Origin of the sequence: Parabacteroides sp. AF19-14, assembly GCF_003635485.1 — a bacterium.
GTDB lineage: Bacteria > Bacteroidota > Bacteroidia > Bacteroidales > Tannerellaceae > Parabacteroides > Parabacteroides distasonis.
The window spans coordinates 38,359-55,742 of the sequence record NZ_QTMJ01000011.1 but is presented as its reverse complement, the minus strand read 5'-3'; the positions used below and the strand labels follow the sequence as shown (position 1 = coordinate 55,742).

General features: G+C 44.0%; 19 protein-coding genes. 14 read left to right on the top strand and 5 right to left on the bottom strand.

Going from position 1 to position 17,384, the window contains the following annotated elements; translation table 11 throughout:
• Window positions 1-34 precede the first annotated feature (34 nt).
• Window positions 35-748 carry a pirin family protein gene (locus DWX33_RS12455; protein WP_008774439.1) on the top strand — a complete coding sequence of 238 codons (714 nt, stop codon included), beginning with the start codon at window positions 35-37 and terminating at the stop codon, window positions 746-748.
• Between the two features lie 75 nt (window positions 749-823).
• On the opposite strand, the gene DWX33_RS12450 is transcribed toward DWX33_RS12455, so the two are convergent.
• On the bottom strand, window positions 824-2,116 hold the full coding sequence (locus DWX33_RS12450) for a M64 family metallopeptidase (RefSeq protein ID WP_008774438.1): 1,293 nt from the start codon (window positions 2,114-2,116) through the stop codon (window positions 824-826).
• A 109-nt stretch (window positions 2,117-2,225) separates the two neighbouring features.
• On the opposite strand from DWX33_RS12450, the gene DWX33_RS12445 reads away from it, so the two are divergent.
• The gene (locus tag DWX33_RS12445; RefSeq protein ID WP_005865637.1) at window positions 2,226-2,708 is read left to right on the top strand and encodes a pyridoxamine 5'-phosphate oxidase family protein; all 483 of its coding nucleotides are present in this window, start codon (window positions 2,226-2,228) and stop codon (window positions 2,706-2,708) included.
• Window positions 2,709-2,742: 34 nt separating this feature from the next.
• Here DWX33_RS12445 and DWX33_RS12440 read toward each other — a convergent pair whose 3' ends face one another.
• A complete protein-coding gene (locus tag DWX33_RS12440) occupies window positions 2,743-3,375 on the bottom strand; it encodes a peroxiredoxin (RefSeq protein ID WP_008774437.1) in 633 nt (210 codons plus the stop codon).
• 172 nt (window positions 3,376-3,547) lie between these two features.
• Here DWX33_RS12440 and DWX33_RS12435 point away from each other — a divergent pair, with 172 nt between their 5' ends.
• From DWX33_RS12435 to DWX33_RS12415, 5 genes are all read left to right on the top strand, one after another.
• Window positions 3,548-5,416: a HAMP domain-containing sensor histidine kinase gene (locus DWX33_RS12435; protein ID WP_036611820.1), complete on the top strand. Its 1,869-nt coding sequence runs from the start codon at window positions 3,548-3,550 to the stop codon at window positions 5,414-5,416.
• A gap of 170 nt (window positions 5,417-5,586) precedes the next feature.
• Entirely contained in the window at window positions 5,587-6,813 is a 1,227-nt protein-coding gene (locus DWX33_RS12430; protein WP_008781005.1) for a glycine betaine/L-proline ABC transporter ATP-binding protein, read from the top strand.
• Window positions 6,810-7,643: a proline/glycine betaine ABC transporter permease gene (locus DWX33_RS12425; protein WP_087345724.1), complete on the top strand. Its 834-nt coding sequence runs from the start codon at window positions 6,810-6,812 to the stop codon at window positions 7,641-7,643. Before DWX33_RS12430 ends, DWX33_RS12425 begins: the two co-directional genes overlap by 4 nt.
• Window positions 7,644-7,671: 28 nt before the next feature.
• A complete protein-coding gene (locus tag DWX33_RS12420) occupies window positions 7,672-8,565 on the top strand; it encodes a glycine betaine ABC transporter substrate-binding protein (RefSeq protein ID WP_005855279.1) in 894 nt (297 codons plus the stop codon).
• Complete coding sequence (locus DWX33_RS12415; RefSeq protein WP_008778100.1) at window positions 8,552-9,331, top strand: GDSL-type esterase/lipase family protein; 780 nt, start codon at window positions 8,552-8,554, stop codon at window positions 9,329-9,331. The genes DWX33_RS12420 and DWX33_RS12415 overlap by 14 nt, the downstream gene beginning before the upstream one ends.
• Before the next feature lie 82 nt (window positions 9,332-9,413).
• On the opposite strand, the gene DWX33_RS12410 is transcribed toward DWX33_RS12415, so the two are convergent.
• Entirely contained in the window at window positions 9,414-9,896 is a 483-nt protein-coding gene (locus DWX33_RS12410) for a ferritin (RefSeq protein ID WP_044547063.1), read from the bottom strand.
• An 87-nt stretch (window positions 9,897-9,983) separates the two neighbouring features.
• A complete protein-coding gene (locus tag DWX33_RS12405) occupies window positions 9,984-10,412 on the bottom strand; it encodes an Hsp20/alpha crystallin family protein (RefSeq protein WP_005855288.1) in 429 nt (142 codons plus the stop codon).
• A gap of 374 nt (window positions 10,413-10,786) precedes the next feature.
• Here DWX33_RS12405 and DWX33_RS12400 point away from each other — a divergent pair, with 374 nt between their 5' ends.
• The 5 genes from DWX33_RS12400 to DWX33_RS12380 all read left to right on the top strand — a co-directional run bounded on the left by DWX33_RS12400 (window position 10,787) and on the right by DWX33_RS12380 (window position 14,293).
• Complete coding sequence (locus DWX33_RS12400; RefSeq protein WP_009276818.1) at window positions 10,787-11,413, top strand: NUDIX hydrolase N-terminal domain-containing protein; 627 nt, start codon at window positions 10,787-10,789, stop codon at window positions 11,411-11,413.
• 43 nt (window positions 11,414-11,456) lie between these two features.
• Window positions 11,457-11,807 carry an L-rhamnose mutarotase gene (locus DWX33_RS12395; protein ID WP_005865653.1) on the top strand — a complete coding sequence of 117 codons (351 nt, stop codon included), beginning with the start codon at window positions 11,457-11,459 and terminating at the stop codon, window positions 11,805-11,807.
• 8 nt (window positions 11,808-11,815) lie between these two features.
• Entirely contained in the window at window positions 11,816-13,039 is a 1,224-nt protein-coding gene (locus DWX33_RS12390) for a sugar MFS transporter (RefSeq protein ID WP_122380491.1), read from the top strand.
• Window positions 13,040-13,192: 153 nt separating this feature from the next.
• Window positions 13,193-13,732 carry a hypothetical protein gene (locus DWX33_RS12385; protein WP_122380490.1) on the top strand — a complete coding sequence of 180 codons (540 nt, stop codon included), beginning with the start codon at window positions 13,193-13,195 and terminating at the stop codon, window positions 13,730-13,732.
• A 6-nt stretch (window positions 13,733-13,738) separates the two neighbouring features.
• On the top strand, window positions 13,739-14,293 hold the full coding sequence (locus tag DWX33_RS12380) for a hypothetical protein (protein WP_036611843.1): 555 nt from the start codon (window positions 13,739-13,741) through the stop codon (window positions 14,291-14,293).
• 61 nt (window positions 14,294-14,354) lie between these two features.
• On the opposite strand, the gene DWX33_RS12375 is transcribed toward DWX33_RS12380, so the two are convergent.
• Window positions 14,355-15,188, bottom strand: a complete 834-nt coding sequence (locus tag DWX33_RS12375; RefSeq protein WP_122380518.1) for an OmpA family protein — start codon at window positions 15,186-15,188, stop codon at window positions 14,355-14,357.
• A 101-nt stretch (window positions 15,189-15,289) separates the two neighbouring features.
• On the opposite strand from DWX33_RS12375, the gene nrfH reads away from it, so the two are divergent.
• On the top strand, window positions 15,290-15,880 hold the full coding sequence (nrfH, locus tag DWX33_RS12370; RefSeq protein ID WP_008781009.1) for a cytochrome c nitrite reductase small subunit: 591 nt from the start codon (window positions 15,290-15,292) through the stop codon (window positions 15,878-15,880).
• Between the two features lie 18 nt (window positions 15,881-15,898).
• Window positions 15,899-17,383: an ammonia-forming cytochrome c nitrite reductase gene (nrfA, locus tag DWX33_RS12365; RefSeq protein ID WP_122378848.1), complete on the top strand. Its 1,485-nt coding sequence runs from the start codon at window positions 15,899-15,901 to the stop codon at window positions 17,381-17,383.
• The last annotated feature ends 1 nt before the right edge of the window (window position 17,384 follow it).

The following is a 17,384-nucleotide window of genomic DNA, read 5'->3' as shown; positions in this document are numbered from 1 at the left end:
TTGTTATTAATGTAGATTTAAAAAGGAGGAAAATATGAGAGTTGTAGTTGATAAGGCTCAATCCAGAGGGTATGCGAATCACGGTTGGTTGAAAACACATCACACGTTTAGCTTTGCTAATTATTACAATCCGGAAAGGGTTCATTTCGGGATGCTACGTGTATTGAATGATGATTCCGTGGCGCCGGGTGAGGGATTCGATATGCATCCACATAAGAATATGGAGGTTATCTCCATCCCGTTAAAGGGATATTTACGCCATGGGGATAGCATAAAGAATAGCGAGGTGATTACGCCGGGAGATATTCAGGTGATGAGCGCCGGTACCGGTATCGTGCATAGCGAGTTCAACGACAGCGGTAATGAACAATTGGAGTTCTTGCAAATATGGGTATTTCCCCGTGAGGAGAATACCAAGCCTCATTATGCCAGTTATGACGTGCGTCCGGTTACTTCGGAAAAGAATAAGTTGTCCTTGATCATCGCTCCGGATGGTAGCGCTCCTGCGTCGATCAACCAAGACGCTTGGTTCTCTTTAGGAAACCTAGATGCCGGTCAAGTAAAGGAGTATAAGCTACATAGTAAAAATAATGGGGTTTATTTATTCGTGATCGACGGAGAGGTGGAGGTAAGTAATACGATCCTGTCTAAGCGTGACGGGGCCGGATTCTGGGAAACCGAAAGCATTACGATAGAAGTCTTGAAGCACGCTAAAGTTCTTTTGATAGAAGTTCCGATGATGAAATAAATGTTGATAGGTTAGTGCTGGCGGGTATCTTAATAGTTGATGTAACAAAGCTATTAGGGTACCCGCTCTTTCCTTTTAATGTTTTATCGGTTTATCCGTGAAGTAATCGATCATCTGTAAGATCGCCCGGCTACAAGCTGGACAGAATGGAGCGTAATCACGCATCATACAGTGATCCATCGGGCGATAAATGCCTTTAGCGATGTAACCGCCTCCCTCGAATACGCCTGCCTTATCTTTATGAGCGTCATCTAATGGGGTAGGTACCGGTGTATTAGCCGGCAGAAGATCTTTCCATTTAGCATCGAAGTTAACCAAGGTCGTGATGTTCGGTTCCCAAGGCTCGTACTTCAAATTATAAAAATCTTGATAAGCGACCTCGGAACTGAAATATTCATCGGCTAGACCAGCGAAACTATGTCCGAACTCGTGAACGAATACGACCGGGGTACGTGGGTTATCGGCGGTTCCCATGGCATAAAAATTATACATACCGCCACCACCATAAGCGTCCGTGTTTACCAAGATGAAGATTGCGTCGCAAGGAGCGTTCCATACGGCGTCACGTATAGATTTCATATCCGGGGTGGTTAAATAGCGATCTACCCCAAACGTATAATAGCCGGAATTCAATGCGGTATTCTTGAATATACCTTTACCGGATACATCTGTTCCCGATTCTTCCGAAACGGCATCTACCGCCCAGACATTGAAATCTTCCCGGCGAGTGTCATAAGGCGGGGTCTTAAACAATGCCTCCGTAAAACGTTTGGCATCAGCTACAAATTTCTCTTGCTCGTCCGCCGTATAACCTTCCGCTAAGAATACGAGGTCTACTTTCCCGGAGGAATCCCCGTTATATTGGATTTTTGTGATCCGGTTTTCCTTGAGTTTCCCCCGGTCAATAAAAATACTGGCCGGATCAATCTCTTGTTTCAATAAAGGATGGAACTGCATGTCGGCCTTGTCTCTTGCCGTAATCTCAATGATGACAGGAGCTTTCGGATAGGGGATAGAGATGCTATTTGTCCAAGATTGTGTCTCGGTCTTCGCTTGCTCTGTACTTCTCCATTCTTCGAATAACGTATTGAATCCTCGTGAGTAGATCAACTCTTTACCGGCTTTATCATATACATTAATATAATACCCTCCATAACCAAACGGATCGATCAAGTTTTTGACCGGCCCTGCCCAGACAGGTTCTTCCCGGAGTTGTTGTATAGCGGCGGCTTGGAAATCCCAATTTCCACTCAATGCGAAATCAATCCGGAGACTTTTCTTCGTGAAGTGTTTTTCAAAATTAGTTTGTGCCAGACAAGTGAAACTGTAAAGAATGGCGAATAATAATAAGGTTATTCTTGCTCTCATAGATCTATAATATTTATCATGTGTCAACTTTATGACGCAAATGTATATTATTTTTTTATAGATTTGCCACGATTAGTGTATTATACTCGTTTATAAATAAATTAGACCTATGTTTAGAGAGATCAGACGAAAAGACCGGATTTTGGATAATGAGTTGGCAATTCGTTTATTGGAGGAGGCGGAATATGGTTTTTTGGCCATGTCGGGGATAAATGGGTATGGGTATGGAATCCCGATCAATTATGTAAAGGAAGGGGATTCTATTTATTTCCATTGCGCTCCGGAAGGGTATAAGCTGGAATGTCTACGAGAAAACCCGAAAGTGAGTTTCACGGTAGTTGGCGCTACACAAATCGTTCCGGGAAAATTCACGACAGGTTACGAGAGCACTATCGCTTTTGGAGAGATGCATTTGGATTTGCCGGAAGAAGAGCGTCGGTATGCCTTGCGGCTACTCGTGAATAAATATTCATCGGCGTTTAAGGAGATCGGCGAAAAGTATATTGAGAAATCTTTTTACCGGACTAATATCTTACGTCTAGATATCTCGCATATCTCGGGAAAGTGTAAACGATTGTCTCAATTAGTATAAAAAAAGGGGGCCTAACCCCCTTTCCTGCAATATATCAATGATGGCTTAAATAATTAGAGACTCCTGCGTTTGTCGCTTTCATGGCGTCTTTTCCTTTGGACCAATTTGCCGGGCAAACCTCGCCATATTCTTCGAAGTGCTGTAAGGCGTCGACCATACGGAGAGCCTCGTCTACGTTACGGCCTAATGGTAAATCGTTGATTACATAATGACGGATCAAGCCCTCTTTGTCAATCAGGAACAGACCCCGGTAAGCGACCGGATTTCCTCTGGAGATAAGTTCTCCACTTTCGTTCGTAATATAATCAGCGGCCAATACGCCAAAGTTTTCAGAGATGGTTTTGGAAAAATCGGATACGAGTGGATAAGTCACCCCATGGATACCTCCTTTATTCTTATCTTGGTTTAACCATGCGAAATGAGAAAATTGAGAATCGACGGAGCAACCAACCACCGCTACGTTACGTCTTTCGAATTCCTGTAACTTTTGTTGGAAGGCATGTAATTCTGTCGGGCAAACGAATGTAAAGTCCATCGGATAGAAAAACATGACTACATACTTCTTGCCTACATATTGTTCCAAAGAGAAATCCTCGATGATCTCATTGCCATTCACTACTGCCGGAGCGTGGAATTCCGGTGCCTTTTTACCTATTAATGCTTTCATATTATAATTAATTTGTTTGTTAAGTAACAAGCGTAAGTGAAGGTTTGTTGTTGCTTTTTAGTAAAGAGACTGATTTTCTTGTGAAATAGACCTAAAGTTTATGCTTTAAAATTTCTCTGATTTTCAAAGATTTTATTTCTTTGTAACTTATTGATGTTAATAAAGAAAGTATATGGAGGTTTCCGAGGTAAAACAGCGTTTGCTGACAGATTTTTTTACATATTATCCCATGGGAGGTGCTCTGTATGATAAAAACGGTGCGCTAATTGATATAAATAAGTCCTTAAACGAGAAATTTCCTTTTACGAATGAAGCGGACTTCTTATTAAATAATCTTTTTCGTACAGATTTGTTGACCGATCTTCAAAAACAATATCTGCGTGGGGGAAGCGTGGTTTCCGGTTCTTTGCCTGTACCGTATTCTATCATCCCCTCAATGAATGAGAATAGAGAGATTCTTGGATATACCTTATTATTAACGGGTAATCCGACGGTCGGGCAGGAGGCAGCCGGTTATGACCGGGAATTGAAGGAATTGACGGACATGTCGCAAAAGATGGCGGAAGCGGTTCCAGATACGATCCTTTTGGTAAACAAGCAACTGGTTGTAGAGAGGATTATCGCTTATGCTGTGGAGACTTGTATAACGCCGGAGTCGATCAATCGGCGTATCGATGATCTTCCGGGTTTCATTTATCCGGATGAGACTAAGCGTCGTGTGGCTGCGATCGTGCAAAGTTGCTTGAATAAGTCGGAGATCATGAATTTAGATTTATCGATTCCGGGACATAACGCTCCGATCGTTTATTTTAAACTACGGTTGGTACCGGTACATGACCGGTATGTGATTATTTATATACGGAATGTATCGGAGCTCGTTGAGCAGGAGAAAGCGAATGAGGCGTTAAGCAGTAAGTTGTCCGAAAGCCGGATGATGATGGAGCTTGCTTTGCAGAATAGCAAGATTACGACTTATTCTTTTAATTTCAGCCGGTTTAAGTCTTGCGATAAAGTACATTGTAACCGTTGTTTCCAGTTTTATGGCACGACCAATAGTTTATTGAAACGTAATCAGTTCATCTGTCAGGCTTTGCCGCAACTTCGTCACCCAGACGATTCTGGCGACTTTTTCTATCTATTCAATACGATCCGTACGAATAAATTGGATGAATATAAAATAGATTTTCGTCTAAAGAACGATGATAACACCTATCGGATCTATGAGGTGATCGGTAAGACGCATGAGAAGGATGAGAATGGTTTTCCGAATTTGATTGTTGGCTGTATGATCGATGATCAAGAACGATTGGAGTTTGAGGAAGACTTGATCCGTGCCAAGGAAAAAGCGGAGGAGGCGGATATGCTTAAGTCAACTTTCTTAGCGAATATGACCCATGAGATCCGTACACCATTGAACGCTATTGTCGGCTTCTCTGATTTGTTAGGAGTGGAGGAGGATTTGGAATTGCGTCAAAATTATATTAGCTTGATCAAGATGAACAATGATTTACTTTTAAGTATAGTAAATGATGTTTTGGATATTTCCAGAATCGAGTCTGATATGATGACGTTTACTTATATGGATGTTTATTTACCCTCCTTTATGAAAGATATATATAACTCCATACAATTACGTAAGCCGGAAGGGGTGGAAATAACCTTGGATGCATGTTCCGATATCATATTTAATATAGATCGGAATCGATTATGGCAAATTTGCATGAATTTATTGACGAATGCGGTTAAGCATACCAAGAAAGGTAGTATCTGGTTTGGATATACGCTTGAGGCTGAGGGGAAAATGGTTAAGTTTTATGTCTCGGATACAGGCTGTGGCATTCCCAAGGATGAATTGGATAATATCTTTGCTCGGTTCGTGCAATTAAGCGATTTCGAGCAAGGAGTCGGATTGGGATTAGCAATTTGTAAAGGTCTGGTATTAAAAATGGGCGGTAATATTTCTGTGATGTCCAAAGAAGGATTTGGTTCTACATTTATTTTCACTTTACCTATGAAAAGACCCAATAGTTGGAAAAACTAGTGAACAAAACTCTTTGAAATTCGGTTGTCTACATAAGAGATGATTTAGGTTGTAGTCAATTTCCATAATAAGCATTAACTTATATATGCTTTTGGTTTATGTTTTGCCATAAGAAATTCTGGACTTATGGCCTAATCTTTTTGTATCATACCTGTAATCAAAGATTTTATATGACGAAAATAGAAATAAAGAATTTATCTATTCTTTTCGGCCCGGAGAAAATGCGTGCGAAAAGAATGCTAGTAGCGGGAAAAAGTAAACAAAACATTTTGAAAGAAACGGGTTGTACGGTAGCTGTACGTAATGCGAACCTAAAGATTGAGGAAGGGGAGTTATTTGTGATAATGGGACTTTCCGGAAGTGGAAAATCTACGCTGTTACGTTGTATTAACCGATTGAACGAGCCCTCTTTGGGAGAAGTCTTTATCAACGGAAAAAACATAACGACTTCCTCGGATAAAGAATTATTGGATATACGGCGTAAGGAAATGGCTATGGTTTTCCAGCATTTTGGATTGCTGCCCCATCGCACGGTATTGAGTAATATCGCTTTTGGCTTGGAGTTACAAGGGGTTCCTAAAAAAGAAAGAGACCAGAAAGCTGTGGAAAGTGTAGCCCTAGTAGGGTTAAAAGGATACGAGAACCAGAAGGTTAGCGAGTTGTCTGGAGGTATGCAGCAACGTGTCGGATTGGCCCGTGCGATCGCAAATGATCCCGAGGTTCTCTTGATGGATGAGGCTTTTTCTGCCTTAGACCCATTGATCCGTGTACAGATGCAGGATGAGCTATTGAAACTACAAGAGAAGATGCAAAAAACGATCATCTTTATTACGCATGATCTTGACGAGGCGATTAAGTTGGGGGATCGTATCGCCATTATGAAAGACGGGGAGGTCGTGCAAGTAGGTACCCCTGAGGAGATCTTGACAGATCCGGCCAATCATTATGTCTCTAGATTTACGGAAAATGTAGATCGTGGACGTATCGTTACAGCCTCATCGATAATGATAACCCAGCCGGTTGTCGCTCGTATCCGTAAAGATGGCCCGGAGACCGTGTTGAGGAAAATGAAAGAGAAAAACTTATATGTATTGCCGGTTGTGGATGGAAATAGGCAATTTCTGGGCGAGGTTCGTTTGAAAGATGTCTTGGCTCTTCGGAAAGCGGGGAATCATGATCTCTCGTCGATTGTGATGAAAGAGGTTCCTTCGGTTCTGGAAAACACGACGGTTGAGGATATGCTTCCTTTGTTACCGGAGATCCGGCAGGCCTTACCGGTTGTTAATGAGGCCAATCAATTGGCTGGCTTGGTTTCTACTTCATCGATTATAATCGAGATGACGGGGAAGGATAAAGAGGAAATAGATCAAATTGTTCAAAATGCGATAGAATTATGATAAATATAGGAAAATATATAGAGATTGCCATTAATTGGCTGACTGAGCATTTCGCTCGTTTTTTTGATGTGATAAATGATGGGGTCGGAGGATTTATCGATGCTTTTCAAGATGGGCTGACTTGGATTCCGTTTTATGTGATGATTTTGGGCTTGGCATTGTTGGCTTGGTTCAAGGCAGGAAAAGGAGTCGGCGTGTTCACGGCATTGGGTCTATTGTTAATTTACGGAATGGGTTTCTGGGTGGAAACGATGCAGACTTTGGCCTTGGTACTGTCTTCTACCATTATCGCCTTGATGATCGGAGTTCCGTTAGGAATTTGGACCGCACGTAGTGACCGGGCGGATAAGATCATCCATCCGGTCTTGGATTTGATGCAAACGATGCCCGCTTTCGTCTACTTGATACCAGCCGTTTTGTTTTTTGGTTTAGGTCCGGTACCCGGCGCCTTTGCAACGGTAATTTTTGCCATGCCTCCGGTTGTGCGGTTGACCGATCTGGGAATCCGTCAAGTCCCGGCCGATATTGTGGAGGCTACCCGCTCATTTGGCGCTACTTCCACTCAGTTACTCTATAAGGTGCAATTGCCATTGGCTTTGCCAACGATCATGACGGGAGTGAATCAAACGATCATGCTTTCACTTTCTATGGTAGTGATAGCGGCCATGATCTCGGCAGGAGGATTGGGTGAGATTGTCTTGCGAGGAATTACGCAAATGAAAATAGGTTTAGGTTTCGAAGGAGGTATAGCGGTCGTTATCTTGGCTATTATCTTGGACCGTATTACGCAGGGCTGGGCGAAAGGTAAAGTGAATAAACAAAAGAAATAAGAAACATAGAAAAGAAAGAAATAGATATATGAGACGATTTACGATTATTATTGGATGCTGTATGCTTTTAGTGACCTTACAATTTATTTTCAGTTGTGTGGATAGCAAGGATCGAAAGAAAATATCGATAGCGTACGCTAATTGGGCGGAGGGCATCGCTATGACCAACTTAGCCAAAGTGATATTAGAGGATCAAGGATATCGGGTAACATTAAAAAATGCGGATATCGCCCCGATCTTTACTTCTGTCGCTTCGGGAAAAGCGGATGTGTTCATGGATGCATGGTTACCGGTGACCCATGCGGATTATATGGAACAATACGGTGACCGGCTTGAGACACTCGGAACGGTTTATGAGCATGCGAAATTGGGCTTGGTAGTTCCGGAGTACGTTACCATTCGTTCCATCGAGGATTTGAATGCCCATAAAGATCAGTTTAAAGGTGAGATTATAGGGATCGATGCCGGTGCCGGTTTGATGAACTCGGCGGATAAGGCGGTTCAAGATTATTCTTTGGATTTTGATTTGAAATCTTCCAGTGGGGCTACGATGGTTGCTTTCTTGAAGAAATCGATTGATGCGAACGAATGGATCGTGGTTACCGGATGGACCCCTCATTGGATGTTCTCACGTTATCCGTTAAAATTCTTGGAAGACCCGAAAGAGGAATTTGGAGACTCGGAGCATATCGAGGTTATCGCTACGAAAGGATTCTCTGAGAAAGATCCATATGCAGCCTCTTTTTTCAAGAACTTTAAGTTAACCGATGAACAACTGAGCGAATTGATGTATTATATGGAAGACGGGACACGTACGGAATCGCGATCAGCCCGTGCTTGGCTTGAAAAACATCCCGAGATAATCAAATTATTCTTACCTTCGCAGGAGAATCAATTGAATGGGAGCCATGAGACAAATTAAGGGAATCATATGTATTTTAATAAGTATCGTTATGTGTTGGTCTGCTTCAGCCGCAAACAATAAACGTTATGTGAATATCGTATTTATCGGGAATAGTATCACGTTTGGCGCCGGGTTACCGAAGCCTGTCCATGATGCGCCTCCTGTAAAGGCTGCGTTGTTTTTAAGCAAGTGCCCGGAAGTGGCTTCAGTCAAGTATTCCAATAGAGGACAGAGCGGATGCACTACCGTTGATTATTTGCCGGATACGAATACGCTTTTCCCGTGGGCCGTACGTGCTGCCGATAAATTTAAGGATGAGACTTGGGCGGATTTGGTATTCTCTATTATGCTGGGGACGAACGATAGCGCGATAGAAGGCACGAACGGTTGCCCGGTAGCGCCCGAGTGGTATTATGAGAATATGAAGACAATTATCAATCGCTTATTAGCTTTATACCCGAATTGCCGTATTGTGGTACATCGTCCTTTATGGTATAGCCCGAATACGTATAATGGGGCTAAATATTTGGAAGAAGGCTTACGAAGGCTCCAAGATTATTATCCGCAAATACAACGATTAGTCGATTATTATGCGTCTCATTTTCCCGGACAAGTCTTTCTGGGAGATACGAAGGGATTTGATTACTTTAAGGAAAACCATTTGACAGATTTCCAAGCGGAGAAGGGTAACTCCGGAGTGTTCTATCTTCATCCGAATGAGAAAGGAGCGGTCCGGTTAGGCGAATTGTGGAGTGAGGCGATTCGTCAGGCTTTAGGGCTTTGACCTCTATAAAAAAGCCATGCCATCCCAAGAAGACGACATGGCTTTTTAGGCCCATTTATAGGCATGACAAGCAGGTATTCGTTTATCTTTTTCCTAATCGATGATCCATTAATACGGCATGATGTTCTCCGTATAATTTAAGTTTCTCGACAATATTTTTCGCTGTAGCCTCTTCCTCTACCTGTTCCCGAACGAAACCCCATAGGAAATCTTGTGTCGCCTTGTCTTTCTCTTCGGAAGCGATATCGACAATCTTGTCGATTGATCCGGATACATGCACCTCATGCTCGTAGATATGCTGGAAAATCTCCAACGGCTCTCCCCATGCTGTGGGAACGGAATTAATTACTCCGATCGTCACTTGTCCGCCACGCTTGATGGAGTAATCGATCATTTTATAGGCATGTTCAAGTTCCTCTTGCGATTGTTTTAACGTCCAATGCGCAAAACCATCCAGCCCTATCTGAGTGAAATGTACCGACATGGATAAATATAGGTTGGATGACCACATCTCCATGTTGATTTGCTCGTTTAGAGCATCTGATAATTTTCTGCTTAAAATCATAATGGCTTATTCTATTTTATGTTGTTTATAAATAGAACAAGCCATTATCGGTTTTGTTGAGTTTTTACGAAGGAAAGTGTATCGAGGTTATTTGATCTCGATTACTTTCTCGGCCATTTTAGCCTCTTCCTCAGTTCTTTTCGGTATGCTGATACTCAAGACGCCGTTCTCAACCTTCGCCTCAATCTTGTCTTTCTCTACATTGTCAGGCAAAACCATGGTTTGTTGGAACTTGCTATAAGAGAATTCGCGTCTCAGATAGCGTCCGTCTTTCTTATCCTCATTCTTTTCTTCTTTTTTCTCCATAGATACGACCAAGTTGTTGTTCTCATCGATCTTGATGTTGAAATCGTTCTTCGTCATACCGGGAGCGGCTACCTCAACTCGATAATCCTTATCGGATTCTATCACGTTGATGGCTGGAGCTGTAGAGTTTGCTTTTATCATCCAGTCGTTGTCAAATAAATCATTGAATACATACGGTAACCAATTTTGACTTCTTCTCATCGGTGTCATAATACAGTCCTCCAATTATTAGTTAAACATTCTATTTACTATTCTTATTTCTGAACTCGTCCTTTTTAATCTCGAATTCGCTATAGATACTTCAAATGGCATGCCAATCTGATAATGTGTGTGTTAACTCGGATGAAAGAGATTGAATAAGGTTTAACCCACGCATGGGGAACTTATGTTTCGGGGGATGCGGGTGCAGGGAATAATATCTTTTAGAAACTGGAATAAGATACAATGAAACGGGAATCTGTAATATTGGCATAATATACGTTATTTTGGCACGATAGAATGACGGACTGGATAATAACTTTTATCTTTAGACGTTCTATTCATGAATCATATGGGATCATGTTATCTAAAACAGTAAAGCTATTATGTCTAGAAGTAAGGAATTGATTTTATTGGGCCAGCGTATCCGGGCCTTGTCTCAGACGGGGTTGGTTTATTCATTAAGCGAGTACGATACGGAACGTTATGAAGAGTTGAGCCGCCTAAGTGATGAGATAACGGCTCTGGCTACCGGATTGAAGCCCGATGATGTGGCGAGTGGTTACCGCCCGGCCCAAGAGTATGTAACCCCGAAAGTCGATATCCGTGCGGTTGTCTTTAACGAGAAAGACGAGATTTTGCTGGTCCGTGAGAAAATGGACGGATGTTGGTCGTTGCCCGGCGGATGGAGCGATGTGGGGTATTCCCCGAAAGAGGTAGCGGCGAAAGAGGTGAAAGAGGAGACGGGCTTGGATGTGCTTCCGGTCCGCTTGCTGGCCGTGATGGATATGAGCAAGCATCCGCATCCCGCTATACCTTATTATGTATATAAGTTTTTTATCCTTTGCGAGTTGAAGGGCGGGTCGTTTACCGAGACCTTCGATATCTTGGGGAAAGGCTTCTTTCGATTGGAGGAGTTGCCCCCGTTGTCCTTGGAGCGTGTGCTGCCGGAGCAGATCCAACGGATGTACGCCTATTATAAGCATCCGGGCGAAGATGTTTATCTGGATTAAGGATACTTTTGTACCTTCGCGACTTCATTTTAAAAACAATGTTATGAAAAGATATTGTCAGACCTTGGATCTGAAAGAGGACGAGCAGTTGATAAAAGAGTATTGCTATTGGCATTCGCCGGAACATATCTGGCCGGAGATACCGGAAGGAATCCGTGCGGTAGGGATCTTGAATATGGAGATTTACCGTTTGGGAACCCGGTTGTTCATGATCGTGGAGACGCCCGATGATTTTGATTGGGATGCGTCGTTCGCCCGTTTGGCGACGATGGATAAGCAAGCGGAATGGGAGGACTTCGTGGCGAAGTATCAGAAAGCCGTTCCGGGAAGTTCCTCGTCGGAGAAATGGCAGTTAATGGAATGTATGTTTAAATTGCCGGGCGCGAGTAAATAGACGGAAGGATGGAAAAACAAAAGAAACAGTCGCTGGTGGCCGCCCCGGGAGGGAAATCTTATTTGGTCCCGTTTATCTTGATCACGAGTTTGTTTTTGCTTTGGGGATTCGCCCACGGACTCTTGGATGTGCTGAACAAGCATTTTCAAGGAGTCTTCACGATGACCAAGGCAGAGAGCGGTTTGGTGCAATTCTCTACGTATATCGCTTATTTCTTGATGGCGTTGCCGGCGGGAGCGTTCATGAAACGTTACGGATATAGGAAAGGGATTATCATGGGTTTGCTATTGTTCGCTATCGGTGCTTTCGGGTTTATCCCGGCGGCTTTTTTGCATTCGGCTACGCCTTTCCTGATCGCCTTGTTTGTGATCGCTTGCGGGCTTTGTATCTTGGAGACGGCGGCGAATCCTTATTCTACGATATTGGGGCCGTCCGCTTCCGCCGCCCAACGGCTGAACTTATCCCAGTCTTTTAATGGATTAGGTTGGATATTGGGGCCTTTGGTAGGTGGTTTGTTGATATTCGGGGCACCGGAGGGAGATTCGATGGCGTTGACTAAACCTTATATCTTGGTAGGTGGTATCGTCTTGTTCGTAGCGTTGCTCTTCTTTTTCACGAAGTTGCCGGAAATTAAGCCGGAAGAAGAGGAGGAGGTGACCGCTATTGCCGAGGAGAAACCCGCTGCCTCCATATGGAAACGTAGGCAGTTTGTACGTTCCGTGGTCGCCCAATTCTGTTATTGCGCCGCACAGACGGGAATCTTCGGGTTCTTTATTAATTACGTGACGGAGATGGACCCGGGTATCAGTAATTTGCGAGCGTCTCGTATTTTGGCTTTCGGTGGAATGGCCTTGTTTATGATCGGGCGTTTGAGCGGTAGTTTTACGATGAAGTGGTTGGCTCCGGGCCGCTTGCTGACTTGGTATTCTTTGTTGAGTGCCGTTTGTATGGTTTTGGTGGTGGCTTCCGTAGGTACGCTTTCGTTATACGCTCTTTATTTATCCTTTTTCTTCATGTCTATCATGTTCCCTACGATTTTCGCGTTGGGGCTGGAAGGTATGGGCGTTTATACCAAGAAAGCCTCTTCTTATATCGTGATGGGAGTTGCCGGCGGCGCTTTCAGTCCGATGTTGATGGGATATATCGGCGAGGAGAATATGGCGCTGGGTTTCATCGTCCCGTTGATCGCTTTCTTGTATATCTTGTATTTCGCTATCAAATGCAAGCGGTAAATTTGGAATGCTGTTTTTTACTTATGGAATCCGGATAATAAACCAGCATGGCTTGTGTATGAAGGCTTGGGTTTCATGGGATAAATGTTACGCTCAAGCAATATCTGCTTATCTATATCGTTTTCATTTTAAATAAAATAAAAGAGAGTGGATATGAATAAAGGTTTGTTTTTGTGTGGGCTATTTATAGCTCTATTTCTGGCTGCTTGTGGGGATGATGAGGTTAAAATCGCTAATCAGATGACTTTATATTCAAGGCCGGATACGATTCATCTGGGGGGTGACTTAGGGATGGACTCCATATTGGTGAAGGGCTTCACGGCTTGTGAGGCGTATGACGCTAAATGGGGAACATTGCCGGAGGTTGTTGCGCACGAGTTTGATATGAATGCCTCTTATCTCTATTTCTCGTATGAGGCAAAGGTGGTTTCTTTAGAGGATAGTATTTATGATATAGGCCAGAACTCGTATGCGGAAGAGAAAGCGGGTTTTTTGAAGGATTTTAGTTCGCAAGGCTTCGTTATCAGTTCGCAGCATATGCGAGATGATAAGAGGCAAGTGATAGCATGTACCTATTTAATATATGTAGAGAAGAATTCGGATGGAGAGAAGATCGATCGCTGGCTTCCTATGCGACCGGAGGAGTTGCGATGGCGTTATCTTCGTGTAAACTTTGATCAATTAAAAATATAAAATGATATGAGACATTTAATAGTTGTATGTCTAGCTTTTATGACGGGCTTTAATGTGGCTTGCTCACGGGATGTGGATCTGGGAAAAAATGATTTGCATTCAGAGTCGATGATAGAGAAGGTAAGTGATGATACCTTGGATATCATAGGGTTCACTCTAGCGCATGAACTGGCTACGACTGAAGGGTATTTGCCTTATGGCGTAGGGGATGAGTTTGGTTATACGGGTTCTTATACCTATAAGTCCTATGTGGTAAGGACGGAACATACATATCAAGATGATGGTACTAGTTTATGGGTTTGGAATGATACCATAAACTCTAGGGTAGGTTTTTATCCTTATCTTAGATCTGAGGTATATGATCTTGCGGATATTCAATTCCATATCCGGTCGTGTGCTTATAGATCAATGATGTCTGTCGGAGAAACAACAGATATGTATGATACAGCCCTCCTACACATCATTCGTTCCATTACTACAGGAGAGGATATGGATGTATGGATTCCTTGTAAACCATCGGAATTGAGGTATCGATGTGTTGTCTATCATTTAGAAGAGTGAACGGAATGTTTTTAGCCAAGCTCCGGCGGTAGATAATACCCGGAGCTTGACAATATCATTATCACCGCAACATCTGCATCAACTTATCCAACTTAGGAGCCATGATGATCTCCGTACGGCGGTTCTTGCTACGTCCATCGGCGGTCTCGTTATCAGCGACCGGCATAAACTCCCCACGACCACAAGGCTGTATCTGTAGCGGATTCACCCCGTAATCCTTGGTAAGGATACGCACTACGGAGGTCGCACGGATCACGCTTAGATCCCAATTATCCTTGAATTGGGCGGTATTGATCGGCTTGCTGTCCGTATGGCCCTCTATATAAACGTCTATATCGTTTTGCTTATTCAACACCTCGGCCAACTTAGCCAACGCTTCCTTGCCTCGTTTATCGACCTTTGCGCTACCCGATTGGAACAGAAGCTTATCCGACATGGCTACATATACTTTACCATTCTTCTCGGTTACGGTCAGCTCATCACTGTTGAAACCCAGCAAAGCGTCTTTCACGCTACTCAACAAATTCTGTACCTTTGCGTTCTGTGCGTTCATCATATCCTGTAGCTCGTTGATGGTACGCTCACGCTCGTCCAGCTCACTCATCTTTTGCTGTAACAAGGCATTCAGCTTGTCCTGCTCACCCATATTGGTATTCAACATGGTCTGGTAATTACGGATATCACGCCCCATTGTGGTCGTATCCCTTATCAAGGCGGCGATCCGGTTGTTGAGCGCGTCGTTATCGTCCTTGCATTTAATCAATTCCTCCTTCAAGGCGTCGCCACGTCCGATCGCCTCCAACCGGCCGTTCTCGGCAAGGAGGTATTTCTTTTTACTCACGCACGAAGAACATAAAAGGAGTGCGGAGACCGAGATAAATAACAATCTTTTCATTTTACGCATAAAATTTCGTGCAATGTAATATTTATTACAATTTCCTACACGCAAGTTTAGGATATTTGTGTCTCATAAACCAATATTAAAGAATCAGCGGTATGAAAATAAGAGAAATAATACAAACGCTGTTCCCGACAAGAACTTGGAAACTAGCCGCTATCATAGCCGGAGGTGTCCTTTGCGGGCTGGGGTCTTATACCTTATATGCTTCCCGGGCGTGGACTTATTTGTCCGACGACCCGGCTACTTGCGTGAATTGCCACATTATGGGCCCTTATTATGCTACATGGAATCATAGCTCGCACAGCCGTAATGCCACTTGCAACGACTGCCATGTGCCGCACGAGAACGCCGTGAAGAAGTGGTTCTTCAAAGGTATGGACGGAATGCGCCACGCCTCGGTATTCATGATGCGAGGGGAACCGCAAGTGATACAGGCGATCGACGAGAGCGCGGAGGTAATCATGAATAACTGTATCCGTTGCCATACGCAGTTGAATACGGAATTCGTGAATACCGGAAGGATCGATCATGAGATGGCAATGGCGGGAGAAGGGAAAGCTTGCTGGGATTGCCATCGCGAGGTGCCGCACGGAGGTACGAACAGCCTGTCTTCTACACCGAATGCGTTGGTGCCTTATCCGAAGTCCGTATCGCCGGACTGGTTAAAAGATATGCTAAGTAAATAATAATAAATCAGTATAGTTATGGAAAAGAGATTAAAATCATGGCAAGGTTGGTTGCTGTTTGGAGGAACCATGGTCGTTGTTTTTGTTTTGGGTATGATCGCTGCTTCCGTGAACGAGAGACATGCGGAGGTCACTAGCGTAATGAATAATAAGAAGACGGAGATCACAGGAATCGAGGCTCGCAATGATAAGTTCGAATCGAATTATCCACGTGAGTACCAGACTTGGGAGGCTACGGCGGATACGAGTTTCAAGAGTTTATACAACGGGAATCAGGCGGTCGATGTGCTGGAGGCTCGTCCGGAAATGGTGATCCTTTGGGCTGGTTACGCTTTCTCTAAGGATTATTCTACCCCGAGAGGGCATATGCATGCGATCGAGGATATGCGTAACACGTTGCGTGTAGGCGCTCCGATGACAGAGAACGAGGGGCCGCAACCGGCTACTTGCTGGACTTGCAAAAGCCCGGATGTTCCCCGTATGATGCAAGCGATGGGCGTGGATAATTTCTATAAGGGCAAATGGGCTTCTCTGGGTAAAGAGATCGTGAATCCGATCGGTTGCGCCGATTGCCATGAGCCGGAGAATATGAACCTGCATATCAGTCGCCCGGCTTTGATCGAGGCTTTCCAGCGTCAAGGCAAGGACATCACGAAAGCGACTCAACAAGAGATGCGTTCCTTGGTTTGCGCGCAATGCCACGTGGAATATTATTTCAAGGGCGATGGTAAATACTTGACTTTCCCTTGGGATAAAGGTTCTACGGTTGAGGATATGGAGGCTTATTACGATGAGGCCGGTTTCGCCGATTATACGCATAAGCTAAGCCGTGCTCCGATTTTAAAGGCACAGCATCCGGATTATGAGATCTCCCAGATGGGTATCCATGCGCAGCGGGGTGTATCTTGCGCCGATTGCCATATGCCGTATAAGAGCGAGGGGGGCGTGAAATATAGTGACCACCATATCCAAAGCCCGTTGGCTATGATCGACCGTACGTGTCAGGTTTGCCACCGTGAGAGCGAGGAGACTTTACGCAATAATGTGTACGAGCGTCAGAATAAGGCGAACGAGATGCGTAACCGTTTGGAGACCGAGTTGGCGAAAGCGCATGTAGAGGCGAAGTTCGCGTGGGATAAGGGAGCTACCGAGGATCAGATGAAAGATGTATTGAAATTGATCCGTCAGGCACAATGGCGTTGGGATTTCGGCGTGGCTTCTCATGGTGGTGCGTTCCACGCTCCGCAAGAGATTCAAAGGATATTAGGCAATGGATTGGATAAGGCGATGCAGGCTCGTCTGGCTACCGCGAAAGTGTTAGCGAAATTAGGTTATACGGATGATGTTCCGATGCCGGACTTCTCTACGAAAGAAAAGGCTCAGCAATATATCGGTTTGGATATGGCCGCTGAACGTACCGCCAAGGAAAAATTCCTAAATACAATCGTTCCTCAATGGGTGAAAGAGGCGCAAGAAAATAATCGTTTAGCGAAGAACATTTGAT

Bases quoted from the DNA above. Each gene is read 5' to 3' on its own strand.
- nrfA (WP_122378848.1), top strand. From the start codon at position 15,899: ATGGAAAAGAGATTAAAATCATGGCAAGGTTGGTTGCTGTTTGGAGGA.
- DWX33_RS12445 (WP_005865637.1), top strand. From the start codon at position 2,226: ATGTTTAGAGAGATCAGACGAAAAGACCGGATTTTGGATAATGAGTTG.
- nrfH (WP_008781009.1), top strand. From the start codon at position 15,290: ATGAAAATAAGAGAAATAATACAAACGCTGTTCCCGACAAGAACTTGG.
- DWX33_RS12380 (WP_036611843.1), top strand. From the start codon at position 13,739: ATGAGACATTTAATAGTTGTATGTCTAGCTTTTATGACGGGCTTTAAT.
- DWX33_RS12440 (WP_008774437.1), bottom strand. From the start codon at position 3,375: ATGAAAGCATTAATAGGTAAAAAGGCACCGGAATTCCACGCTCCGGCA.
- DWX33_RS12410 (WP_044547063.1), bottom strand. From the start codon at position 9,896: ATGATTTTAAGCAGAAAATTATCAGATGCTCTAAACGAGCAAATCAAC.
- DWX33_RS12430 (WP_008781005.1), top strand. From the start codon at position 5,587: ATGACGAAAATAGAAATAAAGAATTTATCTATTCTTTTCGGCCCGGAG.
- DWX33_RS12435 (WP_036611820.1), top strand. From the start codon at position 3,548: ATGGAGGTTTCCGAGGTAAAACAGCGTTTGCTGACAGATTTTTTTACA.
- DWX33_RS12375 (WP_122380518.1), bottom strand. From the start codon at position 15,188: ATGAAAAGATTGTTATTTATCTCGGTCTCCGCACTCCTTTTATGTTCT.
- DWX33_RS12400 (WP_009276818.1), top strand. From the start codon at position 10,787: ATGTCTAGAAGTAAGGAATTGATTTTATTGGGCCAGCGTATCCGGGCC.
- DWX33_RS12385 (WP_122380490.1), top strand. From the start codon at position 13,193: ATGAATAAAGGTTTGTTTTTGTGTGGGCTATTTATAGCTCTATTTCTG.
- DWX33_RS12390 (WP_122380491.1), top strand. From the start codon at position 11,816: ATGGAAAAACAAAAGAAACAGTCGCTGGTGGCCGCCCCGGGAGGGAAA.
- DWX33_RS12420 (WP_005855279.1), top strand. From the start codon at position 7,672: ATGAGACGATTTACGATTATTATTGGATGCTGTATGCTTTTAGTGACC.
- DWX33_RS12455 (WP_008774439.1), top strand. From the start codon at position 35: ATGAGAGTTGTAGTTGATAAGGCTCAATCCAGAGGGTATGCGAATCAC.
- DWX33_RS12415 (WP_008778100.1), top strand. From the start codon at position 8,552: ATGAGACAAATTAAGGGAATCATATGTATTTTAATAAGTATCGTTATG.
- DWX33_RS12450 (WP_008774438.1), bottom strand. From the start codon at position 2,116: ATGAGAGCAAGAATAACCTTATTATTATTCGCCATTCTTTACAGTTTC.
- DWX33_RS12395 (WP_005865653.1), top strand. From the start codon at position 11,457: ATGAAAAGATATTGTCAGACCTTGGATCTGAAAGAGGACGAGCAGTTG.
- DWX33_RS12425 (WP_087345724.1), top strand. From the start codon at position 6,810: ATGATAAATATAGGAAAATATATAGAGATTGCCATTAATTGGCTGACT.
- DWX33_RS12405 (WP_005855288.1), bottom strand. From the start codon at position 10,412: ATGACACCGATGAGAAGAAGTCAAAATTGGTTACCGTATGTATTCAAT.